The sequence below is a fragment of the Aeromonas sp. ZOR0002 genome (assembly GCF_963866995.1).
GTDB lineage: Bacteria > Pseudomonadota > Gammaproteobacteria > Enterobacterales > Aeromonadaceae > Aeromonas > Aeromonas caviae.
The window spans coordinates 1-20,257 of record NZ_CAWMFQ010000127.1; the positions used below are offsets into that span (position 1 = coordinate 1).

Genomic DNA, 20,257 nt, shown 5'->3' on the forward strand with positions numbered 1-20,257 from the left:
CTGCCAGCCTGGCTAAGCCAGTCGTCAGGCACGGGTTCGCCCCGCTCCCGGCCCTGCCACTCTGTCTGCAGGCGCTGCACCAGTGGCACCTGGTCGGCGAGCTGCCGCTCGGTCCAGCGGTTCTGCTCGCGCAGCAGTGTCAGGAGGGCGGGATCCTGGCGGCTGTCGTCACGCCAGCCACCATAGGGATCGAGGCGGGCTATCTCCCCCTTCATCAGTTGCGGGCGCTCGGGGATGAGGGGCGCGGCCTCCAGGGTTGCCTCAGGCAGGGGAGAGGCGGGGACCGGCGTGGCCAGCAGGCTGGCCAGGATCAGTAAGCTGTGCATCAGATCCCCACGAAGGTGTAGCGCAGGCTGGCACTCAGGGTGCGGCCGCTCTGGGTGAAGAGGGAAGCATCGGTCCCGGCTTCCAGCCCGGCCACATCCTGATAGCGGGTGTAGCGGGTGTCGAACAGGTTGTCGAGCTTGAGGTTGACCTTGAGGGCGTCGGTGACCAGCCAGTCGGCCGTCAGGGCGAAACTGAGCCAGCCGGCACTTTCGAGGCAGTCCCCCTGGCGGCCGGTCAGGCTGTTGCCGCAGGTGGGCACCCGGCTCATGGCAGCGGCATAGTCCGCCTCAATACCCAGGCTCCACTCATTGGCCTGATAGCTCAGACGGGTGTTGCCCTCGAGGGGCGTCAGGGTGCGCAGCGCTTCACCTTTGTTGTCCTCGCCATCGACCCAGCCGAGTTTGGTGGCGAGCTCCCACTCCTGGGTCAGCCAGTAGCTGGCGGCGAGTTCGGCCCCCCAGGTTTCGGCCTTGGCGACGTTGCGATATTGGCGCAGGATGACGCCATCGCTCAGGCGCAGCCCCACCTCGCGCCAGTCGATGAAGTTGTAGTAGCGGTTGTAGAAGAGCGCTGGCTTGATGCTCCAGTTGTCCCCCTCGCCACTCAGCCCCCACTCGATGCTGTGGCTGGTCTCCTCCTTGAGCCCGGTGTTGGCGATGATCTCGAAGGGTGGCAGAGCGAAGTAGTGGGGGATGTTGCCGTACACCTTGTCGTAGGAAGGTGCCCGGAACCCGTTGGCATAGCTGAGCCAGCTGCGCCACTGGTCGTTGAAGCGGTAGCTGGTGGCCAGGCTCGGGGAGAGGTGCCAGCTGTGGTTGCTGTCGTGGCTGCCGTCCAGCGGCGTGAGCCACTGGTGATCCATGCGCAGGGTGGGGGTGAACTGCCACTGGCCCAGGCTGGCCACGTCGCCGAGCCAGACTCCGGCCCTGTCGGTACGGGCGCGGCTGAAGGGGGCGGACTGGCCGGGTTGGGGAATGCCAGCCTCCAGACTCAGCTTCTCCACCGGCCGCTCGTGGGTGGTGCGCTCGAGCTCGATGCCGTAACTGAGCTGATGGGCGAGATGGCCGGTGGCGAGATCCCGGCGCACATCCAGCTCGGTACCGATCCTGTCTTCGGTGAAGGTGGCGAGTTCCCGTTCGCTGCGATAGCGCGGATAACCGCTCAGCAGATCGTTTTGCAGCAGGCTGCGCTTGTTGGCGGTGTTTTTCGAGTGATTGCCGTAGGCACTCCAGGTGAGACTGTCGGCCAGTATTGTGTCGAGGTTGCTCGCCTCCCAGGCCAGCTTGCCCCCCTGGGTGTGTTGGCTGCCCTGCTCGTGGTACTGGCGCACCTGCCACTTGCCATCGGGCTGGGGCACTTCGCGCGGCCCCTGATCCCGCTCGGCGTTGTCCTCGAAGTAGTCGAGTTCGAGGCGCAGCAGATGATGTTCGTTCAACTGGATGCGAGAGCTGGTGGAGGCGCTGATGCCATCCAGATCCGCCGGGATGCGGCTCTCGTCGTAGTTGGCGGTCTCATGCCCCTGCCAGCCGGAGAGGCGCAGCAGGTGTTCAGTATCCCGTATCCGGGCGGCGCCGGTGGCGCTCAGCTTCTGCTTGTCACTGCTGCCATCGTGCAGCACCTTGCTGCCGAGATAGGCATCCTGGCCCTGAAGGTAATCTTCCGGCTGCTTGGTGCTGATGACGATGGTGCCGCCGATGGCATCGGAGCCATGGAGGGAGGAACCGGCTCCCTTGGCCACCTCTATCTGTTTGACGTCGTCGAGATCGAAGCTGAAGCGCCCCACCTTGTCGTTGAGGTCGTCGGCGCCAAAGCCGTCGCTGACCCGCACCCCGTCCTTGATGATGAGCACCCGGTTGCCGCCCATACCGCGGATGAGGATGTTCTGGGGGCGGCCGGCGGAGCCGGTCACCGAGACGCCGGGTTCGTTCTTGAACACATCGGTGAGCTCGGTGGCAACCTGGCGATCCAGATCCTCCTCCGTGATGACGGTGATGGAACCCGACACGTCGGAGAGCTTCTGCTCGATGCGCTGTCCCTTGACCACGATGGTTTCCCGCCCCTTGAGTTCGGGGGGCATGTCCGTTGTGTCGACCCCGGCGGGATCGCTGGCAGCCAGCGCCGTACCGGACAGCAGCATGGGCCAGTAGTGAAGAAGTCGAATTTTCATATTTGAGAATAATTATTATTTAAGCCTGAGGGCGCGGATTATTGCAGAGGGAGTCAAGCAGATCAATAAATGACAATCATTATCATTTTTTTTATGATATTGATCGAATTGAACTTTTTTGAGAGATAAATCAGTAAGGTGGTGGCATACGTTTGCGAATGACGCCATGGGAAACAGGAGGACGGGTGTGGTGCGGGCAAGAAAAAGCCCGCCATAGGGGCGGGCTCAAGGAGGTGGGCTGGCGCTGATCAGGGGGCGCGATAGAAGCGATTGAGCTCGTTCATCACCTGGATCAGGGTGCCCATGTCCGGGGTGCCGTGCTTGATGGGGCGATAGGTGTCGCGGTCCAGCAGCTCGAAGTCCCCCTGCTTGTTGAACTGGGTGATGGTGTTGCCCTGATAGATGGCGAAGTCATTCTGATCCCCCGCCAGCAGCCAGGTGCGTGTACTGGCTTCGAACAGGTTGCGCCCCGTGCTGTAGTCACGATAGGGGTTGCGTACACCCAGCATGTTCTTCATCAGGGTCGGTACCAGATCCAGGTGGCTGCTCGCCTGCGCCTGGGGCGCAGGTTCGGCACCTGGCCAGGCCAGCACCAGGGGGACCTGCACCTGATAGGTCGAGTAATTGCTGCCATAGCCCCAGCTGTTGCTCTGGGTCTCGTTGAACTCCTGACCGTGGTTGGAGGTGATCACGACGATGGTCTGATCATCAAGCCCCTGCAATTGCAGTTGGGTCAGCATCTGCTCCAGCAGTTGATCGGTATAGAAGACCGCGTTCTTGTAGCGGTTCTCCAGCTTCTGCAGGTTCTCGGGCCGATAGGCAGTGGCCGGGTTGAAGCGGGTCAACTCGGGCTGGAAGGGGCCCTTGATGCTGGCGGGCACCTGATAATCCCCCGGGCTAGAGAGATAGACCAGAGAGAACCATGGTCTGTCCGCGGTGCGCGTGCCAAGCCACTGCTGCCAGTCGTCGATGAGCCTGCGGTCATCGGTCTGGCGGGAGACGAAGACCTGCTTGCGCAGACCCGCAAGCAGACTTTGGCGATACTGCTTGGCATCTTCCAGTGCACCGAACAGGCCGAACTGGTAGTCCTGACGCAGCATCTCGTCGAACAGCACGGGGGGGCGCTTGTCGGCCCGGATGTCCCCGTAATAGTGGCCGGGCAGCCCGTAGAAGAGGCTGAACATCCCCATGGCTTCATCATTGCCACCACTCATGTGCTGGCGGAAATTGAAGTGGTTGTCCGCGTAGCGTTGCAGATTGGGCATGTTGATGTTGTTGAGCATGTCGGCTCGCAGGGAGTCGACCACCACCACCAGCAGGTTCTTGTGATCGCTGGGTGCGCTCACGCTGAGGGGGCGCAAGGGATAGAGCAGACGGTGCTCAGCGCTTCCCTGATCTTCGGCCTTCTTCTCATACTGCTCGAGGTCGAGCCAGCCATGCTTGGCCAGGAAGCTCCTGGCGGTCATGGGGTAGGAGAGGGGGAAGTTGGCCCGCTGCATGGTGATGGGTTGATACAGGGTCGCATCCGCCCAGCTGTTGACCAGATGGGTCAGGATGAAGCAGACCAGCAGGGCCAGTCCCACCTGATTGCCGTACTGGCGGCGTTTGCGCTTGTTGATCTTGCGCCACACATAGGCCGACAGCAGCAGTTGCAGCAGGAAGATGGCGGGCACCGCCACGAAGATGATGCTCCAGATAGAGCCCTCTTCGGTCTGCGCCTGATCCAGCAGCAGTTGCCACACCTGGCCATTCAAGTGGAACTTGAACAGCTGGAACACCTGGGTGTCGATAAGCAGCAGCACCAGTGCCAGGGTGGCGATGATGGATGAAATGAAGCGCAGCGGCTTCTCCCTGGGCAGGATGAAGCTCAAGGGGAAGATGGTCAGCAGATAGGTGACGAAGCTCAGGAACGAGAAATGACCTATCCAGCTGATGACGAGATAGGTCACGCCGAGCGTGGTCGACGGCCAGCTGATGGCGCCCAGGTAACGGGTCGAGATCAGCATGGCCAGGATGATGTTGAAGAAGGAGAACCAATGCCCCCAGGTGATCAGGCGAGAGACATTATCGCGATAGGGGTTGCCGGTTTCGACCATAATGATCCATCTGCTTGAAAAACATCAAAGAATGCGAAGAAACTCAGTGCGCATCGTGGCGATGGCCCACCGAGGCGGTGAGTGCCTGGATGAACTTCTCGGTGATCGCCTGGCGCTGGGCCGGGGCCATGCCGTTGATGATGTTGGTGGTCAGGTTGCCAAGGACCATCAGACTGAGATCCACCGGTGCCTTGTGTTTCTCCAGGGCGGTGATCAGGTCGTTCATCAGGGCGTCAAACTGCTCGTTATTGTACTTTGATACGATGGGCATAATCTTGGGTTCACCTCGGTTCAAAGCGCCTTATAATACTTCACCCTTTCGGCTAACACTATGGCTTTGTGACATGAGTCTCGATATCGACAAGATCATTCTTCACTCCCTGCGGGCGGGCAACGATGGCCAGCCCCACGCCGATACCCGCAGCCAGACCCTGCCTGCCGACGAGGCGGTACAAGGGCTGATGGCGGAGCTGCATCGCATCTACAACGGCAAGGGGGGAAAGGGCTTTGGCTTCTTCGCCGATCCCGAGGCCGCCGTCGCCGAGCTGGCGGAGGGGGAAGACGCCCCCAAGCAGCCTTCCCCCGCCTTTCGCATCGCCCTGGAGCAGCTGCTGGCGGAGCAGACCGAGTTCGTCCCCTTTTCCGTCAACCTGACCCAGATGCTGGTCAAGCAGCTGGTGGAGCATGCCCTGGACGAGCAGGGGGTGTTGCTGATTGCCAAGTACAACTATGTGGGGGTGGATTACCTGATGATCGCCCTGCTGGAAGGCAAGGAGAGCGTCACCGTGAGCGAGGCGCTGGAGCTGCGCCACATCCAGTACCTGGATATCGGCAAACTCAATCTGGTGGCCCGCATCGATCTCACCGAGTGGAAAACCCAGGGGGATTCGCGTCGTTATATCACCTTCAGCAAGGGCCGGGTCGGTCGCAAGCTGGGGGATTTCTTCATGGATCTGCTGGGGGCCCGGGAGGGCATGGATGCCAAGATCCAGAACAAGGGGTTGCTGCAGGCGGTGGACGATTATTGCGACAGCCGCCAGCTCGAACCGGCCGAGCGCAATGACTACAAGAAGCAGGTCTTCAAATATTGCACCGAGCAGGCCAGCGCCGGCGAGGAGATCGAGATCAAGGAGCTGTCGGCGGAATTGCCCGGTGATGGGGACCTCGATTTTTACAGCTTCATCGGTCAGGAGTACGAGCTGGAGGAGCGCTTCCCGGCGGACCGTTCCACCCTGCGGGGCTTGACCAAGTTTGTGGGCTCCGGTGGCGGCCTGACCCTGAGCTTCGAGCAGAAGTTGCTCAACAGCCGGGTCTTTTACGATCCCCAGACCGACACCCTGACCATCAGGGGAGTCCCGCCCAATCTCAAGGATCAATTGCTGCGCCAGTCGTAATGTGATCCAGCCGTCATTTCTTGCAAAAAGGCACCGGAGTCCGCTCCGGTGCCTTTTTATTTAAGGGGGTGATGTAGATGGAAACCACCTCAGTACTTTTGTTAACACATTGAACAAAATATCGGGAATGAAAGGGTTTTCAGTGGGGTGAAATCCCTTTCAATGGCGTAAATTAATTTCCTTTCTGTAATTTAATTTCCATATCTTGGCAAAAATATGGGGATATCCCTTCCTAAGTCGCTGAAATAAGAAAATGTTTTCATAACTTTCTGGAAGAAAATACGTAATTGCATTTCAAAAATGCGAGGCGTGTCATGTGAGGCATTGACTGCTTGGGATAATATTCATCTGCACACAATGCTCTTACAGCGCGGAACTAATACAAGGAAAGGCTCATGAAAAAGAAATTGCTGTCATCCCTGATCGGTCTGGCTACCCTGGGCGTGGCCTGCTCTGCCACTGCTGCCATTGATGAAGGTCAGCTGACCATCTGGATCAACGGTGACAAGGGCTACAACGGCCTGGCCGAAGTCGGCAAGAAGTTTGAAGCCGAAACCGGCATCAAGGTCACCGTCGCCCACCCGGATCAGGTTGAAGTCAAATTCCAGCAAGCCGCCGCCACCGGCAACGGCCCGGACATCTTCTTCTGGGCTCACGACCGTTACGGTGAGTGGGTCAAGTCCGGTCTGCTGGTTCCCGTGACCCCGAATGCCGCCACCAAGGCCAAGTTCGAGCAATTCGCCTGGGATGCCATGACCGTCGATGGCAAGACCTATGGCTACCCGGTCGCGGTAGAAGCCGTCAGCCTGATTTACAACAAGGATCTGTTGCCCAACCCGCCGAAGACCTTCGAAGAGATCGCCAAGATCGACGAAGACCTGAAGAAAAATGGCAAGCGCGCCATCATGTGGGCCTATGACACCCCCTACTTCAGCTACCCCCTGGTGGCTGCCAACGGTGGTTATGCCTTCAAGAAGACCGCCACCGGCTATGACGTCAAAGACACCGGCGTGAACAACGCAGGTGCCAAGGCCGGCGTCGGCTACATCTCCGAGATGATCAAATCCGGTCACCTGGAGAAGGGCATCGACTACGGTGTGATGGACGCCAAGTTCAACAAGGGCGAAGTGGCCATGATGATCAACGGTCCCTGGGCCTGGAGCAACCTGGACAAGAGCGGCATCAAGTATGGCGTAGCCCAGCTGCCGACCCTGAAAGGCAAGCCGGCCAAGGCCTTCGTTGGCGTACTGGGTGCCACCATCAACGCCGCCAGCCCGAACAAGGATCTGGCCATCGAGTTCCTCGAGAACTACCTGCTGACCGATGCTGGTCTGGCGCCGATGAACGCCGACAAGCCGCTGGGTGCCGTGGCCCTGAAGTCCTTCCAGAAGACCCTGGAAGCCGACCCCAACATCAAGGCCACCATGCTGAACGCCCAGAACGGCGAACCGATGCCGTCCGTGCCCGAGATGAGCCGTTTCTGGTCTTCCTTCGAAACCGCCCTCAAGAACGTCACCTCTGGCCGTCAGGGTGTTGACGAAGCCCTGGATACCGCTGCCAAGCGTATCGTCCAGTAAGCATGCACTACCCGGGAGGCCTTCGGGCCTCCCACACTCTCAATCTCTCTTGGCGCAATAAAGGTTAATTGGCATGGAAGTAGTACCTTCTATCGAATCCTATGCCGGTCCGAAGAAAGACAAGTACGTCTGGCTGAAATGGACCATGGCGGCACTGATCGCAGTGCTTAATGGTTATGCGGCCGTGATGATGTATGCCAGCGGCGAGTGGGTATTTGCCCTGCTCGATCTGGTGGTCGTATCCGTCGGTCTCTATGTCTTCATGAACAAGAAGACCTATGCCCACCGTTATATTTTCCCCGGTGTGGCAGGCATGGTTGTTTTTATCATCTTCCCTCTTGCCTACACGATCGGCATCGCCTTCACCAACTATTCGGGATCCAACTTGCTCTCCCTTGAGCAGGCACGGGATTACCATCTGAAAAAAACCTACAAGGTGACCGGCGGTGAATTCGATTTCACCCTCCTGGGTGGTGAGAACAATCAGTTTCAGCTGCTGCTGAAACAGGACGACCAATCCTTTATCAGTCAACCCCTTACCTTGCTGAACAACAAGGCGCGTACCCTGGCCGTCCGTGAAGGACGGGTCCGTGACGAGCCCCAGGTTGTTCAGTTGCAGCCTCTGGACGGGACCATGGTCGGCGAGGCGGCACCCATTCGTGCCATCGTCGATCACCGCACCCACCTGAGTGCCCTGGATGTGGTACTGCCCGAAGGCAATATCCATCTGACCCTGAGCAGCCTGCGCAAGTTCGCCGCCCAGAAGCAACTCTATACCCAGCTGGTCGACGGCGCCGTGCTCAAGTCCGGCGTCATGATCAAGGACAGCAACCTGCTGCGTGACAACCAGAGCGGCGAGCTGATGCTGCCCAACGGTGACACCGGCTTCTACCAGTACATCGATGCGGAAGGTCACTTCGTCGGCAAGGGCGTTGCCCCCGGTTTCGTGGTGAGCGTGGGTTGGAAAAACTTCATGCGCATCATGACGGACCCGGGTATCCAGAGTCCCTTCATGCAGATCTTCGTCTGGACCGTGATCTTCTCCGCCTGTTCGGTGGCGTTCACCCTGGCGATCGGCATGGTGCTGGCGTGTCTGGTGCAGTGGGAGCAGCTCAGGGGGCGTGGTTTCTACCGGGTCATGCTGATCCTGCCCTATGCGATACCGGCGTTCATCTCCATCCTGGTGTTCAAGGGCTTGTTCAACCAGAACTTCGGTGAAATCAACCTGTTCCTGGAAGCGGCCTTCGGCATCAAGCCGGACTGGTACACCAATCCCTTCCTGGCCAAGGTGATGATCCTCATCGTCAACACCTGGCTCGGTTACCCCTACATGATGATCCTCTGCATGGGCCTGCTCAAGGCCATTCCGGAAGATCTCTACGAGGCGTCCGCCATGGATGGGGCGGGGCCGGTACAGAACTTCTTCAAGATCACCGTACCGCTCTTGATGAAGCCGCTGACACCGCTGTTGATTGCATCCTTTGCCTTCAACTTCAACAACTTCGTACTTATCCAGTTGTTGACGAACGGGGCGCCGGACATCATCGGGGCCACCACGCCGGCCGGGACCACCGACTTGCTGGTGAGCTACACCTACCGGATCGCGTTCCAGGGCTCGGGTGGTCAGGACTACGGTCTGGCCAGTGCCATCGCCACCGCCATCTTCCTCATCGTGGGTGCGCTGGCCTTGCTCAACCTGAAATTGTCCAAAGCCGACAAGCAACTGTAAGGAGGCTTCAACATGGCAATCGTACAACCCAAATCAGTCAAATATCGGGTGTGGGCAACCCACCTGGTGATGTGGGGCTTCCTGGCACTGATCATCTTCCCGCTGATCATGGTCATCGCCATCTCGTTCCGTAACGGCAACTTCTCGGTGGGGGAGATCATCCCCACCAATCCGACCCTGGATCACTGGAAGCTGGCGCTCGGCATGTCCATCACCAACGCCGACGGCAGCATCACGCCGCCGCCGTTCCCGGTGCTGACCTGGCTGTGGAACTCCATCAAGGTGGCGGGCATCACCGCCCTGATGATAGTGGTGCTCTCCACCACCTGTGCCTACGCCTTCGCCCGTCTGCGGTTCCGTGGCAAGTCCACCATCCTGCAGGGCATGCTGATCTTCCAGATGTTCCCGGCGGTGCTGGCACTGGTGGCCATCTACGCGCTCTTCAACAAGATTGGTGACTACATCCCCTGGCTGGGTCTCAACACCCACGGCGGCCTGATCCTGGCCTACATGGGGGGCATTGCCCTGCACGTCTGGACCATCAAGGGCTACTTCGAGACCATCGATTCCTCCCTGGAGGAGGCGGCGGCCATCGATGGCGCTACTCCGTGGCAGGCGTTCCGCCTGATCCTGCTGCCCCTGTCGGTGCCCATTCTGGCGGTGGTGTTCATCCTGGCCTTCATCGGCTCCATCACCGAGGTGCCCATGGCCTCCATCCTGTTGCAGGATGTGAACAATCTGACCCTGGCGGTCGGGGCCCAGCAGTACCTCTATCCGCAGAACTACCTGTGGGGTGACTTCGCCGCAGCCGCCGTGCTGTCAGGCTTCCCCATCACGGTCGTCTTCCTGCTCGCCCAGCGCTGGCTGGTGGGCGGTCTGACCGCTGGCGGCGTGAAAGGTTAACGGTTCATGGCCGGGGGAGCTGGCTCCCCCCGTCATCACGATTTGCAAAGATTCAAGAGCGGAGCTCGACATGGCTGAAGTAGTACTCAACAACGTTCGCAAAAATTACGACCCGGCTGTCCACAAGGACACCCTGCGCAGCATCAACCTCGACATCAAGGAAGGGGAGTTCATCGTCTTCGTCGGCCCGTCCGGCTGCGGCAAGTCCACCCTGCTGCGGATGATCGCGGGTCTGGAAGACATCACTAGCGGCGAGCTGACCATCGGCGGGCGCTACATGAACGACGTGCCGCCGGTGGAGCGCAACGTCGGCATGGTGTTCCAGTCCTACGCCCTCTACCCGCACATGAACATCTACGAGAACATGGCTTTTGGCCTCAAGCTCAAGAAGATGGACAAGGAGAACATCCACAAGCGGGTGATGCGCGCCGCCGAGATCCTGGGTCTCGAGCCTTTGCTGGACCGCAAGCCCAAGGCCCTTTCTGGCGGTCAGCGTCAGCGGGTGGCCATCGGCCGCTCCATCGTGCAGCAGCCGCAGGTGTTCCTGTTTGACGAACCGCTGTCGAACCTCGACGCCGCCCTGCGGGTCAAGATGCGCATCGAGATCGCCAAGCTGCACAAGGAGCTCAACTCCACCATCATCTACGTGACCCACGACCAGGTGGAGGCCATGACGCTGGCCAACCGCATCGTGGTGCTGAGCCCGCTCAAGGGCGAGGCGGCCACCAACCTGGAGCAGTTCGGCACCCCCCTCGAGCTCTACCACAACCCGGACAACAAGTTCGTGGCGGGCTTCATCGGCTCCCCCAAGATGAACTTCCTGGCGGGCGAGCTGCTGGAGATCGGCGAGCAGGAGTGCGTGGTCAAGCTCACCTCCGGCGATACCGTGCGTGCCCGGGTGGATGCCCGTCGCGGCGCGGTGGGCGACAAGGTGGAGCTGGGCATTCGCCCCGAGCACCTGGTGCCGCTGGGTCATGCCCATGCCGACAGCCGCGTGAGCGGCGTGGTGCAGGTAGCCGAACACCTGGGGGCAGAATCCTTCGTCTACATGGACGTGGATGGTCATGACTTCACCGTCAAGGCGAGCTCCGACATCGACGTGGCCACCGGCCAGGAGTACAGCATCGGCATCCCGGCCGAAGCCTGCTACCTGTTCGATGCCAAAGAGCAGGCGTTCCCGCGCACGGCCAAATATATCCGCGCCTGAGAGGGCGAGAGTGCCAGGTTTTCCTTTCTATACGTTCAATGCCTTTTGCCGGTCGCAAGACCGGCTTTTTATTGCCCGTCATCCGAAGCCCGGGCCCGGCCAGCAGGGGCGGCTGGCCGGGGCCCGTCACTGCCCGTGCTTGTCTGACTCGAGGGCGGCGGTGACGTCCGGCACGAAGTGCTGGCTGGTGAGCGGCGGGCGCTCATACCCTTCGGTCTTGATGGGGGGCAGGGTGATAGGTTCGTAGTGGATCGCCTCGTAGGGCACCTTGCCAAGGAGGTGGGAGATGCAGTTGAGGCGGGCGCGGCGCTTGTCATCGGCGTCCACCACGAACCAGGGGCAATCCTCGGTATCCGTGTAGGTGAACATGTCATCCTTGGCGCGGGAATACTCGACCCAGCGGGAGCGGGATTGCAGATCCATGGGGCTGAATTTCCAGCGCTTGATGGGGGTGTTGATGCGCTCCTTGAAGCGTTTCTCCTGCTCTTCGTCGCTGACTGAGAACCAGTATTTGATGAGGGTGATGCCGGAGCGGATCAACATCCGCTCGAATTCGGGGCAGGCGCGCAGGAATTCGCGATACTCGTCGTCGCTGCAAAAGCCCATCACCCGTTCGACCCCGGCCCGGTTGTACCAGGAGCGGTCAAACAGCACCATCTCGCCCGCCGAGGGTAGGTGCGCCACGTAGCGCTGGAAGTACCACTGGGTGCGCTCCCGATCCGAGGGGGCGGGCAGGGCGGTGACCCGGCAGACCCGGGGGTTGAGGGGCTCGGTGATCGCCTTGATGACGCCCCCCTTGCCCGCGGCGTCGCGCCCCTCGAACAGCACCACCACTTTGAGCCCCTCCTGCTTGACCCACTCCTGCAACTTGACCAGCTCCTCCTGCAAGTGGGCGAGGTGATGTTCGTAGGTCTTCTTGTCCAGACGGGGGCGTTTCTTGCTCTTTTCCTTGGCCATCATCCTCTCCTTGGTGACTCCTCGTTGTGAGTCTATCCAGCTTGCACCAGGCGGACACCCCTGCCAAGAGTGGCGTGTTACACTGCCGCTTCATCGCCGCTGGCAACAGGAGAAAACATGAAGCAGTTTATGGAGATAGCGGGCCGCCGCATGGCCTATCTGGACGAGGGGCAGGGTCCGGCACTGCTCTTTGGGCACAGCTACCTGTGGGACAGTGCCATGTGGGCACCGCAAATCGAGGCCCTCAAGGGGCAGTATCGCTGCATCGTGCCCGAGCTTTGGGGTCACGGGGATTCCGATGTGCTGCCCGAGGGGCCCTGCACCCTGGCGACCCTGGCCCGGGATCACCTGGCGCTGCTCGATGCCCTCGGCATCGACGAGTGCGTGCTGGTGGGGCTCTCCATCGGTGGCATGTGGGGCGTGGAGCTGGCGCGCATGGCGCCTGCTCGCCTCAAGGGAGTGGTGCTGATGGACAGCTTCGTCGGCCTTGAACCCCAGATCACCTGCGAGCGCTATCTCGGCATGCTGGCGATGATCGAACAGGTCGGCGCCGTGCCTGCGCCCATCGCCGATCAGGTGGCACCGCTCTTCTTCGCCCATCAACCGGACGCGGCCCTGATGGCCGGTTTCAAGACACGGCTGGCCCAATGGCCCGCCGACAAGGTGGCGAGCCTGGTGGCGGTGGGCCGCAGCTTCGTGACCCGGGAGGATCGCATCGACTGGATCGAAGAGATGAGGCTGCCCGCACTGGTGATGACGGGGTGTGAGGACAAGGCTCGCCCTGTGCTGGAGGGGTATCTGATGGCCGAGGTGCTGGGGTGCCCGTTCAGGGAGATCCCGGGGGCCGGTCACATCTCTACCCTGGAGAATCCCGCGTTCATCAACCGGGCGCTGGCGGCATTTCTCGCCGAAGTGGCAGGGTGACGCTGCGCCGGATAGCCGTAAAAAAGGAGCCATGGGCTCCTTTTTTGTTGCCCAGTCCGGATGGGGCTACCAGATGTAGCCCACCCCGAAGCCTGCATAGAGTTCTCCCTGATGCTGGACGATGGGGCTGTCCGCGATGTCGTCGTCGTAGCGTTCGTAGTTGATGCCAAAGCCGCCAATCCAGTTGGCGCTGAAGCGATAGCTGCCGATGAGGGAGACCATGGGGGAGAGGGTGGTGCCCGTGTTCCACGCCGGCCTGTCCGCCCTCGCTTCGTCTTGAGAGACACCGCCGAAGTAGTAGTTGGCGAGGTTGTGGCTGCGCAGCATGACGCCGGCTCCCGGCATCAGCAGCAGGGGGCCGCGGATGATGGGGAAGTTGGCCCACAGCATCAGCTCCTGACCGTCGCTGGTGCCGGTCACATCCGTGGTGGCCCGCACGCTCCAGAGGGCGTAGGGAGTGATGAGATCGGCCCCAACACCGGCCTCGAACTGCCCCTTGCGCTTCTCCATGCCATGGAGGAAGGGATCGTCGTCCGGGTCCAGGTTGCCAAAGCGCATCCGGCCGAAGGCATAGGTCGAGAGGTTGCCATTGCGGCTCAGGTAATAGCGGGCCCGATCCCCCAGATACATCAGGTTGTCACCAAAATAGAGGGCCCCCGGGATGGGCATCAGGGTGTCGTCCTGCTGCTGGTAACGGGCCTGACCGCCGATGACGGCCCCGCCCAGCACCAGCCCCTTGGGAATGGGGCTGTCAGGGCTGTCGCTGGAGAAGGCGCTGAGGGCCCCGATATCGAGGTCTGCCCGGACGGGAGAACAGAACAGCAGTGCCAGAAAGGCACCCAGAGAGGCATGGCGCAGGGCAGGGAGTGGGGGCATGACAGATCCTTGTCGGTGGGTGGGCAGTGGGAACGAATCAGACCGGCGTAGCAAGTCAAACGGATGTCGGTTTTCAATTAAACCCGACAAGGCAAGCATGAGCCAGCGTCACGGAGGTGCTGCTGGTGGCCGGTATCTGGAAGGGGCGAGACCTTGCCTCGCCCCTCGCCCCTTGCCAGGGTCAGGGGGCGGGGCGGGGGAGATCTTCCCGCTTGGGCCAGGCGTTGAGCACCGCCTTGACCAGGGTGGCGAGGGGAATGGCGAAGAAGACGCCCCAAAAGCCCCACAGACCGCCAAACACCAGCACGGCGATGATGATGGCCACCGGGTGCAGGTTGACCGCCTCGGAGAAGAGCAGGGGGACCAGCAGGTTGCCGTCGAGGGCCTGGATCACGAAATAGGCCACCATCAGCCAGGCGAAGTCGGGGGTCAGCCCCCACTGGAACAGGGCCACCATGGCCACCGGCACGGTCACGGCGGCGGCGCCAATATAGGGGATGAGCACGGAGAAGCCCACCGCGACCGCCAGCAGGGCGGAGTAGCGCAATCCCATCAGGGCGAAGGGCACATAGGTGGCGATGCCGACGATGACGATCTCGATCACCTTGCCGCGGATGTAGTTGATGATCTGGTCGTTCATCTCAACCCAGACCCGGTTCACCAGGGTGCGGTTGCGGGGCAGGAAGCGGCGCAGGCCTCCCATCAGCACCTGTTTGTCCTTGAGCATGAAGAAGACCATCAGGGGCACCAGGATGGCGTAGATGAGGATGGCCACCACGTTGATGAGGGAGCTCAAAGAGGCGCTCACCAGTTGTTCACCGCCGGTCAGGATGCGCTGGCGAATGTTGTCGATGATGGTCTCCACTAGGCTGACGTCGATGATCTCGGGGTATTTTTCCGGCAGGGTGCGCACATAGTCCTGGGCATGGGCCAGCATGGCGGGGGCCTCCTTGGCCAGGTTGACCCCCTGGCTCACCAGCGTCGGGATGAGGCCCAGCAGCATCAGGGTCGTCACCGTGATGAACAGCAGCAGGACCAGGCTGGTGGCGACGGTGCGAGAGAGGCCGCCCCGTTGCAGGCGACTCACCGGCCACTCCAGCAGATAGGCCATCACCAGGGCCACCAGCAGCGGTGCCAGCAGATCCCCAAACAGCCAGAGCACGGCAAAGCAGAAGACCAGCAGCAGGAAGAGGGTGACGGCATCGGGGTCGGAAAAACGGGTCTGATACCAGCGCTTCAATACATCTAACATCGAGGCTTCCTTGAATGGCGGCTCACGGGGTGGGTGGCATGGGCTCGGGGGCGAGCAGGGCGTCCCGGGGGGGACGGGCAACGACGAGCAGCAGGGAGAGGCGGGCAGCTGACTCTTCCCGGGTCTGGACATGGTGACCCTGACGGCGCAGATAGGCGGGAATGTCCTGCCGGGAGCCTGCATCCCCGAGCTGGATGCACACGGATTGACCGGGCCGGGCCTGGCGCAACCAGAGCTTGAGCCGGATGAGGGGCTCGGGACAACGCCAGGGGGTCAGGTCGAGCTGTTCCATGAGAACTCCATCGCGTGCGTGGCGGTCATTATGGCCGTGATGAGAGGATGAAACAACGCTTGTGGGCCTTGAATGGCAAGGGTATTCTGCCGATGCCCGCTGGGGTCTGATTGGAGATAGAGATAACGTGGCACGTTTTTCCCCCCTGATAGCATCGCTTCCCCTGTTGGTCACCCTGATGGGGGCGACCTTCCACGCCCAGGGGAGCAACCAGTTGCCCGACATCGGTACCGCCGGGGTCGCCGCACTGCCCATCGAGCAGGAGGTGCGCTACGGCAACGCCTTCATGCGTTTTGCCCGGGCGGGCCTGCCCATCATCGATGACCCCGTGCTGAACGAATACATCGACGATCTGGGCCAGCGGCTGCTGACCAATGCCGACGGGGTGCGCTTCCCGTTCACCTTCTTCCTCATCAACGATCCCAGCATCAACGCGGCGGCCTTCCTCGGTGGCCGGGTCAAGGTGCATACCGGCCTCTTTCTCTACGCCGAGAGCGAGAGCGAGCTGGCCTCGGTACTGGCCCACGAAATCACCCACGTGACCCAGCGTCACATCGCCCGTTACATGGAGGCACAGGCGAGCAGCTCCGCCATGACCCTGGCCGGCCTGGTGGGCTCCATTGCACTCGCGGTGATCAACCCCACCGCCGGCATCGCGGCCTTGCAGACCACGCTTGGTTTGTCGATGCAGTCGGCCATCAACTACACCCGGGACAACGAATACGAGGCGGATCGCATCGGCATGAAGACGCTGTATGACGCCGGGTTCGATCCCATGGGCATGGCCAACTTCTTCCAGAAGCTGGCGGCGGAGTACCGCTACGCCAGCAAGCCGCCGGAGATGCTGCTGACCCACCCCCTGCCGGAGACCCGGATCAGCGAAGCCCGAGCCAGGGCAGGGAGTTATGGCGCGCGCGCCCTGCCGCCGAGCCTGGACTTCTGGCTGGCCAAGGTGCGCATCCAGGTGCGCTATGGCACCGAGACGCCCCAGGCGCTGCTCACCTACTTCGACAGCCGCCTGCAGAAGGGGGATTACCCCCTCAAGGATGCCGCCATCTATGGCAAGGCGCTGGCCCTGTTGCAGCTCAAGCGCACCGACGAGGCCGACACCCTGATGCAGGAGCTGGCGACCCGTCACCCGGAGGATCTCTTCGTGGTGGATGCCCTGACCGACATCGATCTCGCCAAGGGGCGCAGCGCCCAGGCCATCGCCAGACTGGAGCGCTTCCGCACCCGGATGCCGGACAACGAGGTGGTGGTGGTGAACCTCGGCAACGCCTATCTGGAGGGGGGCAACTACAAGAAGTCCATCGCCATCCTGGACCCTTATGCCCGGGAGCACGACGAGAACAGCCTGGCCTGGAGCCTGCTGTCGGACGCCTACCGCAAGGCGGGCAGAATGACGGACCTGCACATGGCACGGGCGGAGACCCTTTCCCTGCGCGGGGACTACCAGGCGGCCATCGACGAACTGATCGTGGCGCGGGGCACCACCAGTGACAAGCTGACCCTGGCCCGCATCGAGGCGCGCATCACCCAGCTGGAGCGGGCCAAGAAGGATCTGGACAGCCTCAAGGGCTGAGTCCGGAGCGGGTTGATGGCAGGCGGGGTGCTCCTTTGGGGGCACCCCGCCTTGTTTTGCAGGCTAAAATAGGGCCTTTCATCGGTTTCAACGTATCTTGATGATGAAGAAATGAGAGTGATGGATGGCTCTGCTATGGGGCGCTCACCAGGCGGCGTTTTATCTCGGCGAGCTTCTGTTCGTCCAGCTCTCCCACCAAGGTCTCCAGCAGCGTGCCCCTGGCATCGAGCAGATAGCTGGTGGGCAGCGCCCCGGGCCTTGGGAACGGGAGGCGGGCGTCGTCATCCGGGATCATCAGGGGAACCCTGATGGCGTGGCGCCGTGCCAACTCGGTCAGTTCGGCGGGGGAGGCGGGGTCATAGTTGATGGCGATCACCCGGATCTGGCCTTCCTGGTGCAATGTTGCCAGCAGGGGCATCTCCCGCAGGCAGGGGGCGCACCAGGGGGCGAAGTAGTTGACCAGCAGCGGCTTGCCACCGAGATCCGCGAGGCTGACCTTCTTTCCCGCGCCGTCGGTGAAGTCGGGTGCCGGGCTGCAGGCCCCCAGCAGGGTTGCCACAATCAGCCAACAGATCCGTTTCATTTCCATAGCCTTCCCGCTTACCCTGACCATCCGTTTCCCCTACAATAGCGCCATTTCTTGTCCCATCTTGCGATTAATCAGGGAGTTATCATGAGCGAGACCCAAATCTACCACAATCCGCGCTGCTCCAAGAGCCGTGAAACCCTGGCCTTGCTGGAACAGCACGGGGTCGCCCCCGAGGTGGTGCTCTATCTGGAGCAGGCACCGAGCGAAGCACAGATCCGCACCCTCCTGAGTCAGCTTGGCTTCACGGATCCCCGACAGCTGATGCGCACCAAGGAAGATCTTTACAAGGAGCTGGGGCTCGGCGAGGTGAGCGGCGATGACCTCATTCGTGCCATGCACCAGCACCCCAAGCTCATCGAGCGCCCCATCGTCATCAAGAACGGGCAGGCCCGCATCGGTCGTCCGCCCGAGCAGGTGCTGGAGATCCTCAAGTGAGCACCCGCTTCGCTCGCCTGCTGACCCTGGCCGGTTTTTTCGGCCTGCTGGCCTGGGTGCTGCTCTGGCACCTCTGGCTCTCGCCCCACCCCGACCTCAATCCCTGGCTGTTGCCGGTGATCTGGACGGTGCCGCTGCTCTTCCCCCTCAAGGGCATAGTGCAGGGCAATCCCTACACCCACGCCTGGGGCAACTTCGTGCTGATGCCCTACTTCCTGCACGCCCTGACCCTGATCACCACGGATGAGGGGGAGCGGTGGTTGGCGGTGGTGGAGCTGGTGCTCACCACCCTGGCGTTTGTGGGCACCATCTATTATGCCCGCCTGCGCGGCCGCGAGCTGGGGCTGAGTATCCGCAAGAAGGAAGGCTGAGCCCCTCCCTGTCCGCCTGCTGGCGGGCAGGGAATGTGTCTGAAATCGACGCAAGCCAGCGAATGGCATCTGGCGGTATCGCCCCGAAGTGGCTTGCTTATCTCTTTGATTAATTTATGGATATTGTTCGCTGATTGGCCGGGTAGCACCTCTGTTGACAGATCTGCCACCTGGTTTGCCAGCCTCAGTCAGCCCCTGTTATGCAAAAAGGGGTATGCTTGTGTTTTCACCAGACTCGAGTGATCCATATGACAATCCTGCGTTCCCCCCTGTTGCACAAGACCCTGCTGGCCCTGACCGTCTCCCTCTCCGTCAGTTCCCTCGCCGATGCCTGTACCCGCGCCGTCTATCAGGGGGAGGGAGCGCTGGTGGTGACCGGTCGTACCATGGACTGGCGCAGCGCCATGCCGACCAATCTCTGGGCGCTGCCCCGTGGCATCGCGCGGGAAGGGGAGGCTGGCGCGCACTCCATGACGTGGACGTCGCGTTACGGCTCCGTGGTGGCGGCAGGCTTCGATGCGGGCACCGCCGACGGCATGAACGAGAAGGGACTGGTGGCCAACCTCCTCTATCTGACCGAGTCCGAGTATGTGACCCCGAGCGACAAGGATCCGCGCAAGACTCTCTCCATCTCGCTCTGGGCCCAGTACGCGCTGGACAACTTCGCCACCGTGGCCGAGGCGGTCGAGGCCCTCTCCAGGGATGAGTTCTATGTGGTGACCACCCTGACCCCGGATGGCAAGCCGGGCCAGCTGCACCTCTCCCTCTCCGATGCGAGCGGCGATTCCGCCATCTTCCAGTACGTGGGGGGCAAGCTGCAGATCTACCACGACCGCAGCTATCAGGTGATGACCAACTCGCCGACCTTTGACAAGCAACTGGCCCTCAACGACTACTGGGAGGAGATTGGCGGTCTCACCATGCTGCCCGGCACCAACCGCTCGGCGGACCGTTTTGCCCGCGCCTCCTTCTACATCAAGACCCTGCCAAAGACCGACCAGGCCAACGAGGCGGTGGCCGGGGTGATGAGCGTGATGCGCAATGTCTCGGTACCCATGGGGATCAGCACCCCGGATCAGCCCAACATCTCCACCACCCTGTGGCGCAGCGTGGCGGATCAGCAGCATCGCCGCTATTTCTTCGAGCTGACCCATCTGCCCAACACCTTCTGGGTGAGCATGGACAAGCTGGATCTCGCCGCGGGGGCCCCGGTGCGCAAGTTGCCCCTGACCGAGCAGCAGCTCTATGCGGGGGAGACGGCGGAGAAATTCGTCCCGGCCAAGGCGTTTCGCTTCCTGCCGGCCAGCCCCAAGGCCTGAGCGTTCCCCCGATGACAACGCCCCGCTCGGGGCGTTTTTTATGGCGGGGATGAGGTGGCAGTGCGGTGGGTGGCGATCTGCGCCTCGCAAAATCGCATCAGCTCCGGGTAGAAGTGCAGGAAGGCGTGCTCGGCCTCGGTCCAGCGAGCCTGATCCAGGGCGTCGAGCGCCTCCCCGAGCGGCACGGGGCGGCGTAGCCGACGACCGATGCCGTTGAGGGCCGCCCCCACCCCTTCCCGGTACTGGTAGGAGGCCAGCCA

19 protein-coding genes and 1 pseudogene are annotated in these 20,257 nt (G+C 61.6%); 10 read left to right on the forward strand and 10 right to left on the reverse strand.

The window, feature by feature from the left end; genetic code table 11:
* The 4 genes and pseudogenes from AACR77_RS07230 to AACR77_RS07245 form a co-directional block, all read right to left on the reverse strand.
* Positions 1-326: pseudogene (locus AACR77_RS07230) on the reverse strand (prolyl oligopeptidase family serine peptidase); the annotation flags it as partial.
* Positions 326-2,464, reverse strand: coding sequence for a TonB-dependent hemoglobin/transferrin/lactoferrin family receptor (locus AACR77_RS07235; RefSeq protein ID WP_042880612.1), 2,139 nt, complete (start codon positions 2,462-2,464; stop codon positions 326-328). The gene AACR77_RS07235 and the pseudogene AACR77_RS07230, both read right to left, overlap by 1 nt.
* A 278-nt stretch (positions 2,465-2,742) precedes the next feature.
* Complete coding sequence (locus tag AACR77_RS07240) at positions 2,743-4,590, reverse strand: DUF3413 domain-containing protein (RefSeq protein WP_042015924.1); 1,848 nt, start codon at positions 4,588-4,590, stop codon at positions 2,743-2,745.
* A 43-nt stretch (positions 4,591-4,633) separates the two neighbouring features.
* On the reverse strand, positions 4,634-4,861 hold the full coding sequence (locus AACR77_RS07245; RefSeq protein WP_039038627.1) for a YejL family protein: 228 nt from the start codon (positions 4,859-4,861) through the stop codon (positions 4,634-4,636).
* A 73-nt stretch (positions 4,862-4,934) separates the two neighbouring features.
* Between AACR77_RS07245 and yejK the strand changes: the two genes are divergently transcribed.
* From yejK to AACR77_RS07270, 5 genes are all read left to right on the forward strand, one after another.
* Positions 4,935-5,984, forward strand: coding sequence for a nucleoid-associated protein YejK (gene yejK, locus AACR77_RS07250; RefSeq protein WP_039038628.1), 1,050 nt, complete (start codon positions 4,935-4,937; stop codon positions 5,982-5,984).
* Positions 5,985-6,379: 395 nt separating this feature from the next.
* Positions 6,380-7,561, forward strand: a complete 1,182-nt coding sequence (gene malE / locus AACR77_RS07255; RefSeq protein ID WP_010674249.1) for a maltose/maltodextrin ABC transporter substrate-binding protein MalE — start codon at positions 6,380-6,382, stop codon at positions 7,559-7,561.
* 73 nt (positions 7,562-7,634) lie between these two features.
* Positions 7,635-9,290: a maltose ABC transporter permease MalF gene (gene malF / locus AACR77_RS07260; protein ID WP_042880614.1), complete on the forward strand. Its 1,656-nt coding sequence runs from the start codon at positions 7,635-7,637 to the stop codon at positions 9,288-9,290.
* A 12-nt stretch (positions 9,291-9,302) separates the two neighbouring features.
* Positions 9,303-10,193: a maltose ABC transporter permease MalG gene (gene malG, locus AACR77_RS07265; protein WP_010674251.1), complete on the forward strand. Its 891-nt coding sequence runs from the start codon at positions 9,303-9,305 to the stop codon at positions 10,191-10,193.
* Positions 10,194-10,263: 70 nt separating this feature from the next.
* Positions 10,264-11,400, forward strand: coding sequence for an ABC transporter ATP-binding protein (locus AACR77_RS07270; protein WP_042880616.1), 1,137 nt, complete (start codon positions 10,264-10,266; stop codon positions 11,398-11,400).
* Between the two features lie 126 nt (positions 11,401-11,526).
* Here AACR77_RS07270 and ppk2 read toward each other — a convergent pair whose 3' ends face one another.
* The gene (gene ppk2 / locus AACR77_RS07275; protein ID WP_010674253.1) at positions 11,527-12,357 is read right to left on the reverse strand and encodes a polyphosphate kinase 2; all 831 of its coding nucleotides are present in this window, start codon (positions 12,355-12,357) and stop codon (positions 11,527-11,529) included.
* 117 nt (positions 12,358-12,474) lie between these two features.
* Between ppk2 and AACR77_RS07280 the strand changes: the two genes are divergently transcribed.
* A complete protein-coding gene (locus tag AACR77_RS07280) occupies positions 12,475-13,281 on the forward strand; it encodes an alpha/beta fold hydrolase (RefSeq protein WP_042880618.1) in 807 nt (268 codons plus the stop codon).
* Positions 13,282-13,347: 66 nt separating this feature from the next.
* Here the strand turns inward: AACR77_RS07280 and AACR77_RS07285 are convergent, their stop codons facing one another.
* The 3 genes from AACR77_RS07285 to AACR77_RS07295 form a co-directional block, all read right to left on the reverse strand.
* A complete protein-coding gene (locus AACR77_RS07285; RefSeq protein ID WP_052224788.1) occupies positions 13,348-14,157 on the reverse strand; it encodes a MipA/OmpV family protein in 810 nt (269 codons plus the stop codon).
* A gap of 181 nt (positions 14,158-14,338) precedes the next feature.
* On the reverse strand, positions 14,339-15,409 hold the full coding sequence (locus AACR77_RS07290; RefSeq protein ID WP_029314318.1) for an AI-2E family transporter: 1,071 nt from the start codon (positions 15,407-15,409) through the stop codon (positions 14,339-14,341).
* A 22-nt stretch (positions 15,410-15,431) separates the two neighbouring features.
* Positions 15,432-15,701: a sulfurtransferase TusA family protein gene (locus tag AACR77_RS07295; RefSeq protein ID WP_042880621.1), complete on the reverse strand. Its 270-nt coding sequence runs from the start codon at positions 15,699-15,701 to the stop codon at positions 15,432-15,434.
* 127 nt (positions 15,702-15,828) lie between these two features.
* Here AACR77_RS07295 and AACR77_RS07300 point away from each other — a divergent pair, with 127 nt between their 5' ends.
* On the forward strand, positions 15,829-17,283 hold the full coding sequence (locus AACR77_RS07300) for a beta-barrel assembly-enhancing protease (protein ID WP_223918331.1): 1,455 nt from the start codon (positions 15,829-15,831) through the stop codon (positions 17,281-17,283).
* 133 nt (positions 17,284-17,416) lie between these two features.
* On the opposite strand, the gene AACR77_RS07305 is transcribed toward AACR77_RS07300, so the two are convergent.
* Positions 17,417-17,896 (reverse strand): TlpA family protein disulfide reductase, encoded by a 480-nt coding sequence (locus AACR77_RS07305; protein ID WP_042880623.1) that lies wholly within the window; start codon positions 17,894-17,896, stop codon positions 17,417-17,419.
* Between the two features lie 60 nt (positions 17,897-17,956).
* On the opposite strand from AACR77_RS07305, the gene arsC reads away from it, so the two are divergent.
* From arsC to AACR77_RS07320, 3 genes are all read left to right on the forward strand, one after another.
* On the forward strand, positions 17,957-18,307 hold the full coding sequence (arsC, locus tag AACR77_RS07310) for an arsenate reductase (glutaredoxin) (RefSeq protein ID WP_010674260.1): 351 nt from the start codon (positions 17,957-17,959) through the stop codon (positions 18,305-18,307).
* Positions 18,304-18,678, forward strand: coding sequence for a DUF2069 domain-containing protein (locus AACR77_RS07315; RefSeq protein WP_010674261.1), 375 nt, complete (start codon positions 18,304-18,306; stop codon positions 18,676-18,678). Before arsC ends, AACR77_RS07315 begins: the two co-directional genes overlap by 4 nt.
* Before the next feature lie 248 nt (positions 18,679-18,926).
* Complete coding sequence (locus tag AACR77_RS07320; protein WP_042865248.1) at positions 18,927-19,997, forward strand: linear amide C-N hydrolase; 1,071 nt, start codon at positions 18,927-18,929, stop codon at positions 19,995-19,997.
* 38 nt (positions 19,998-20,035) lie between these two features.
* Here AACR77_RS07320 and AACR77_RS07325 read toward each other — a convergent pair.
* The coding region (locus AACR77_RS07325; RefSeq protein ID WP_042880625.1) for an ACP phosphodiesterase at positions 20,036-20,257 on the reverse strand (222 nt) is incomplete at its 5' end.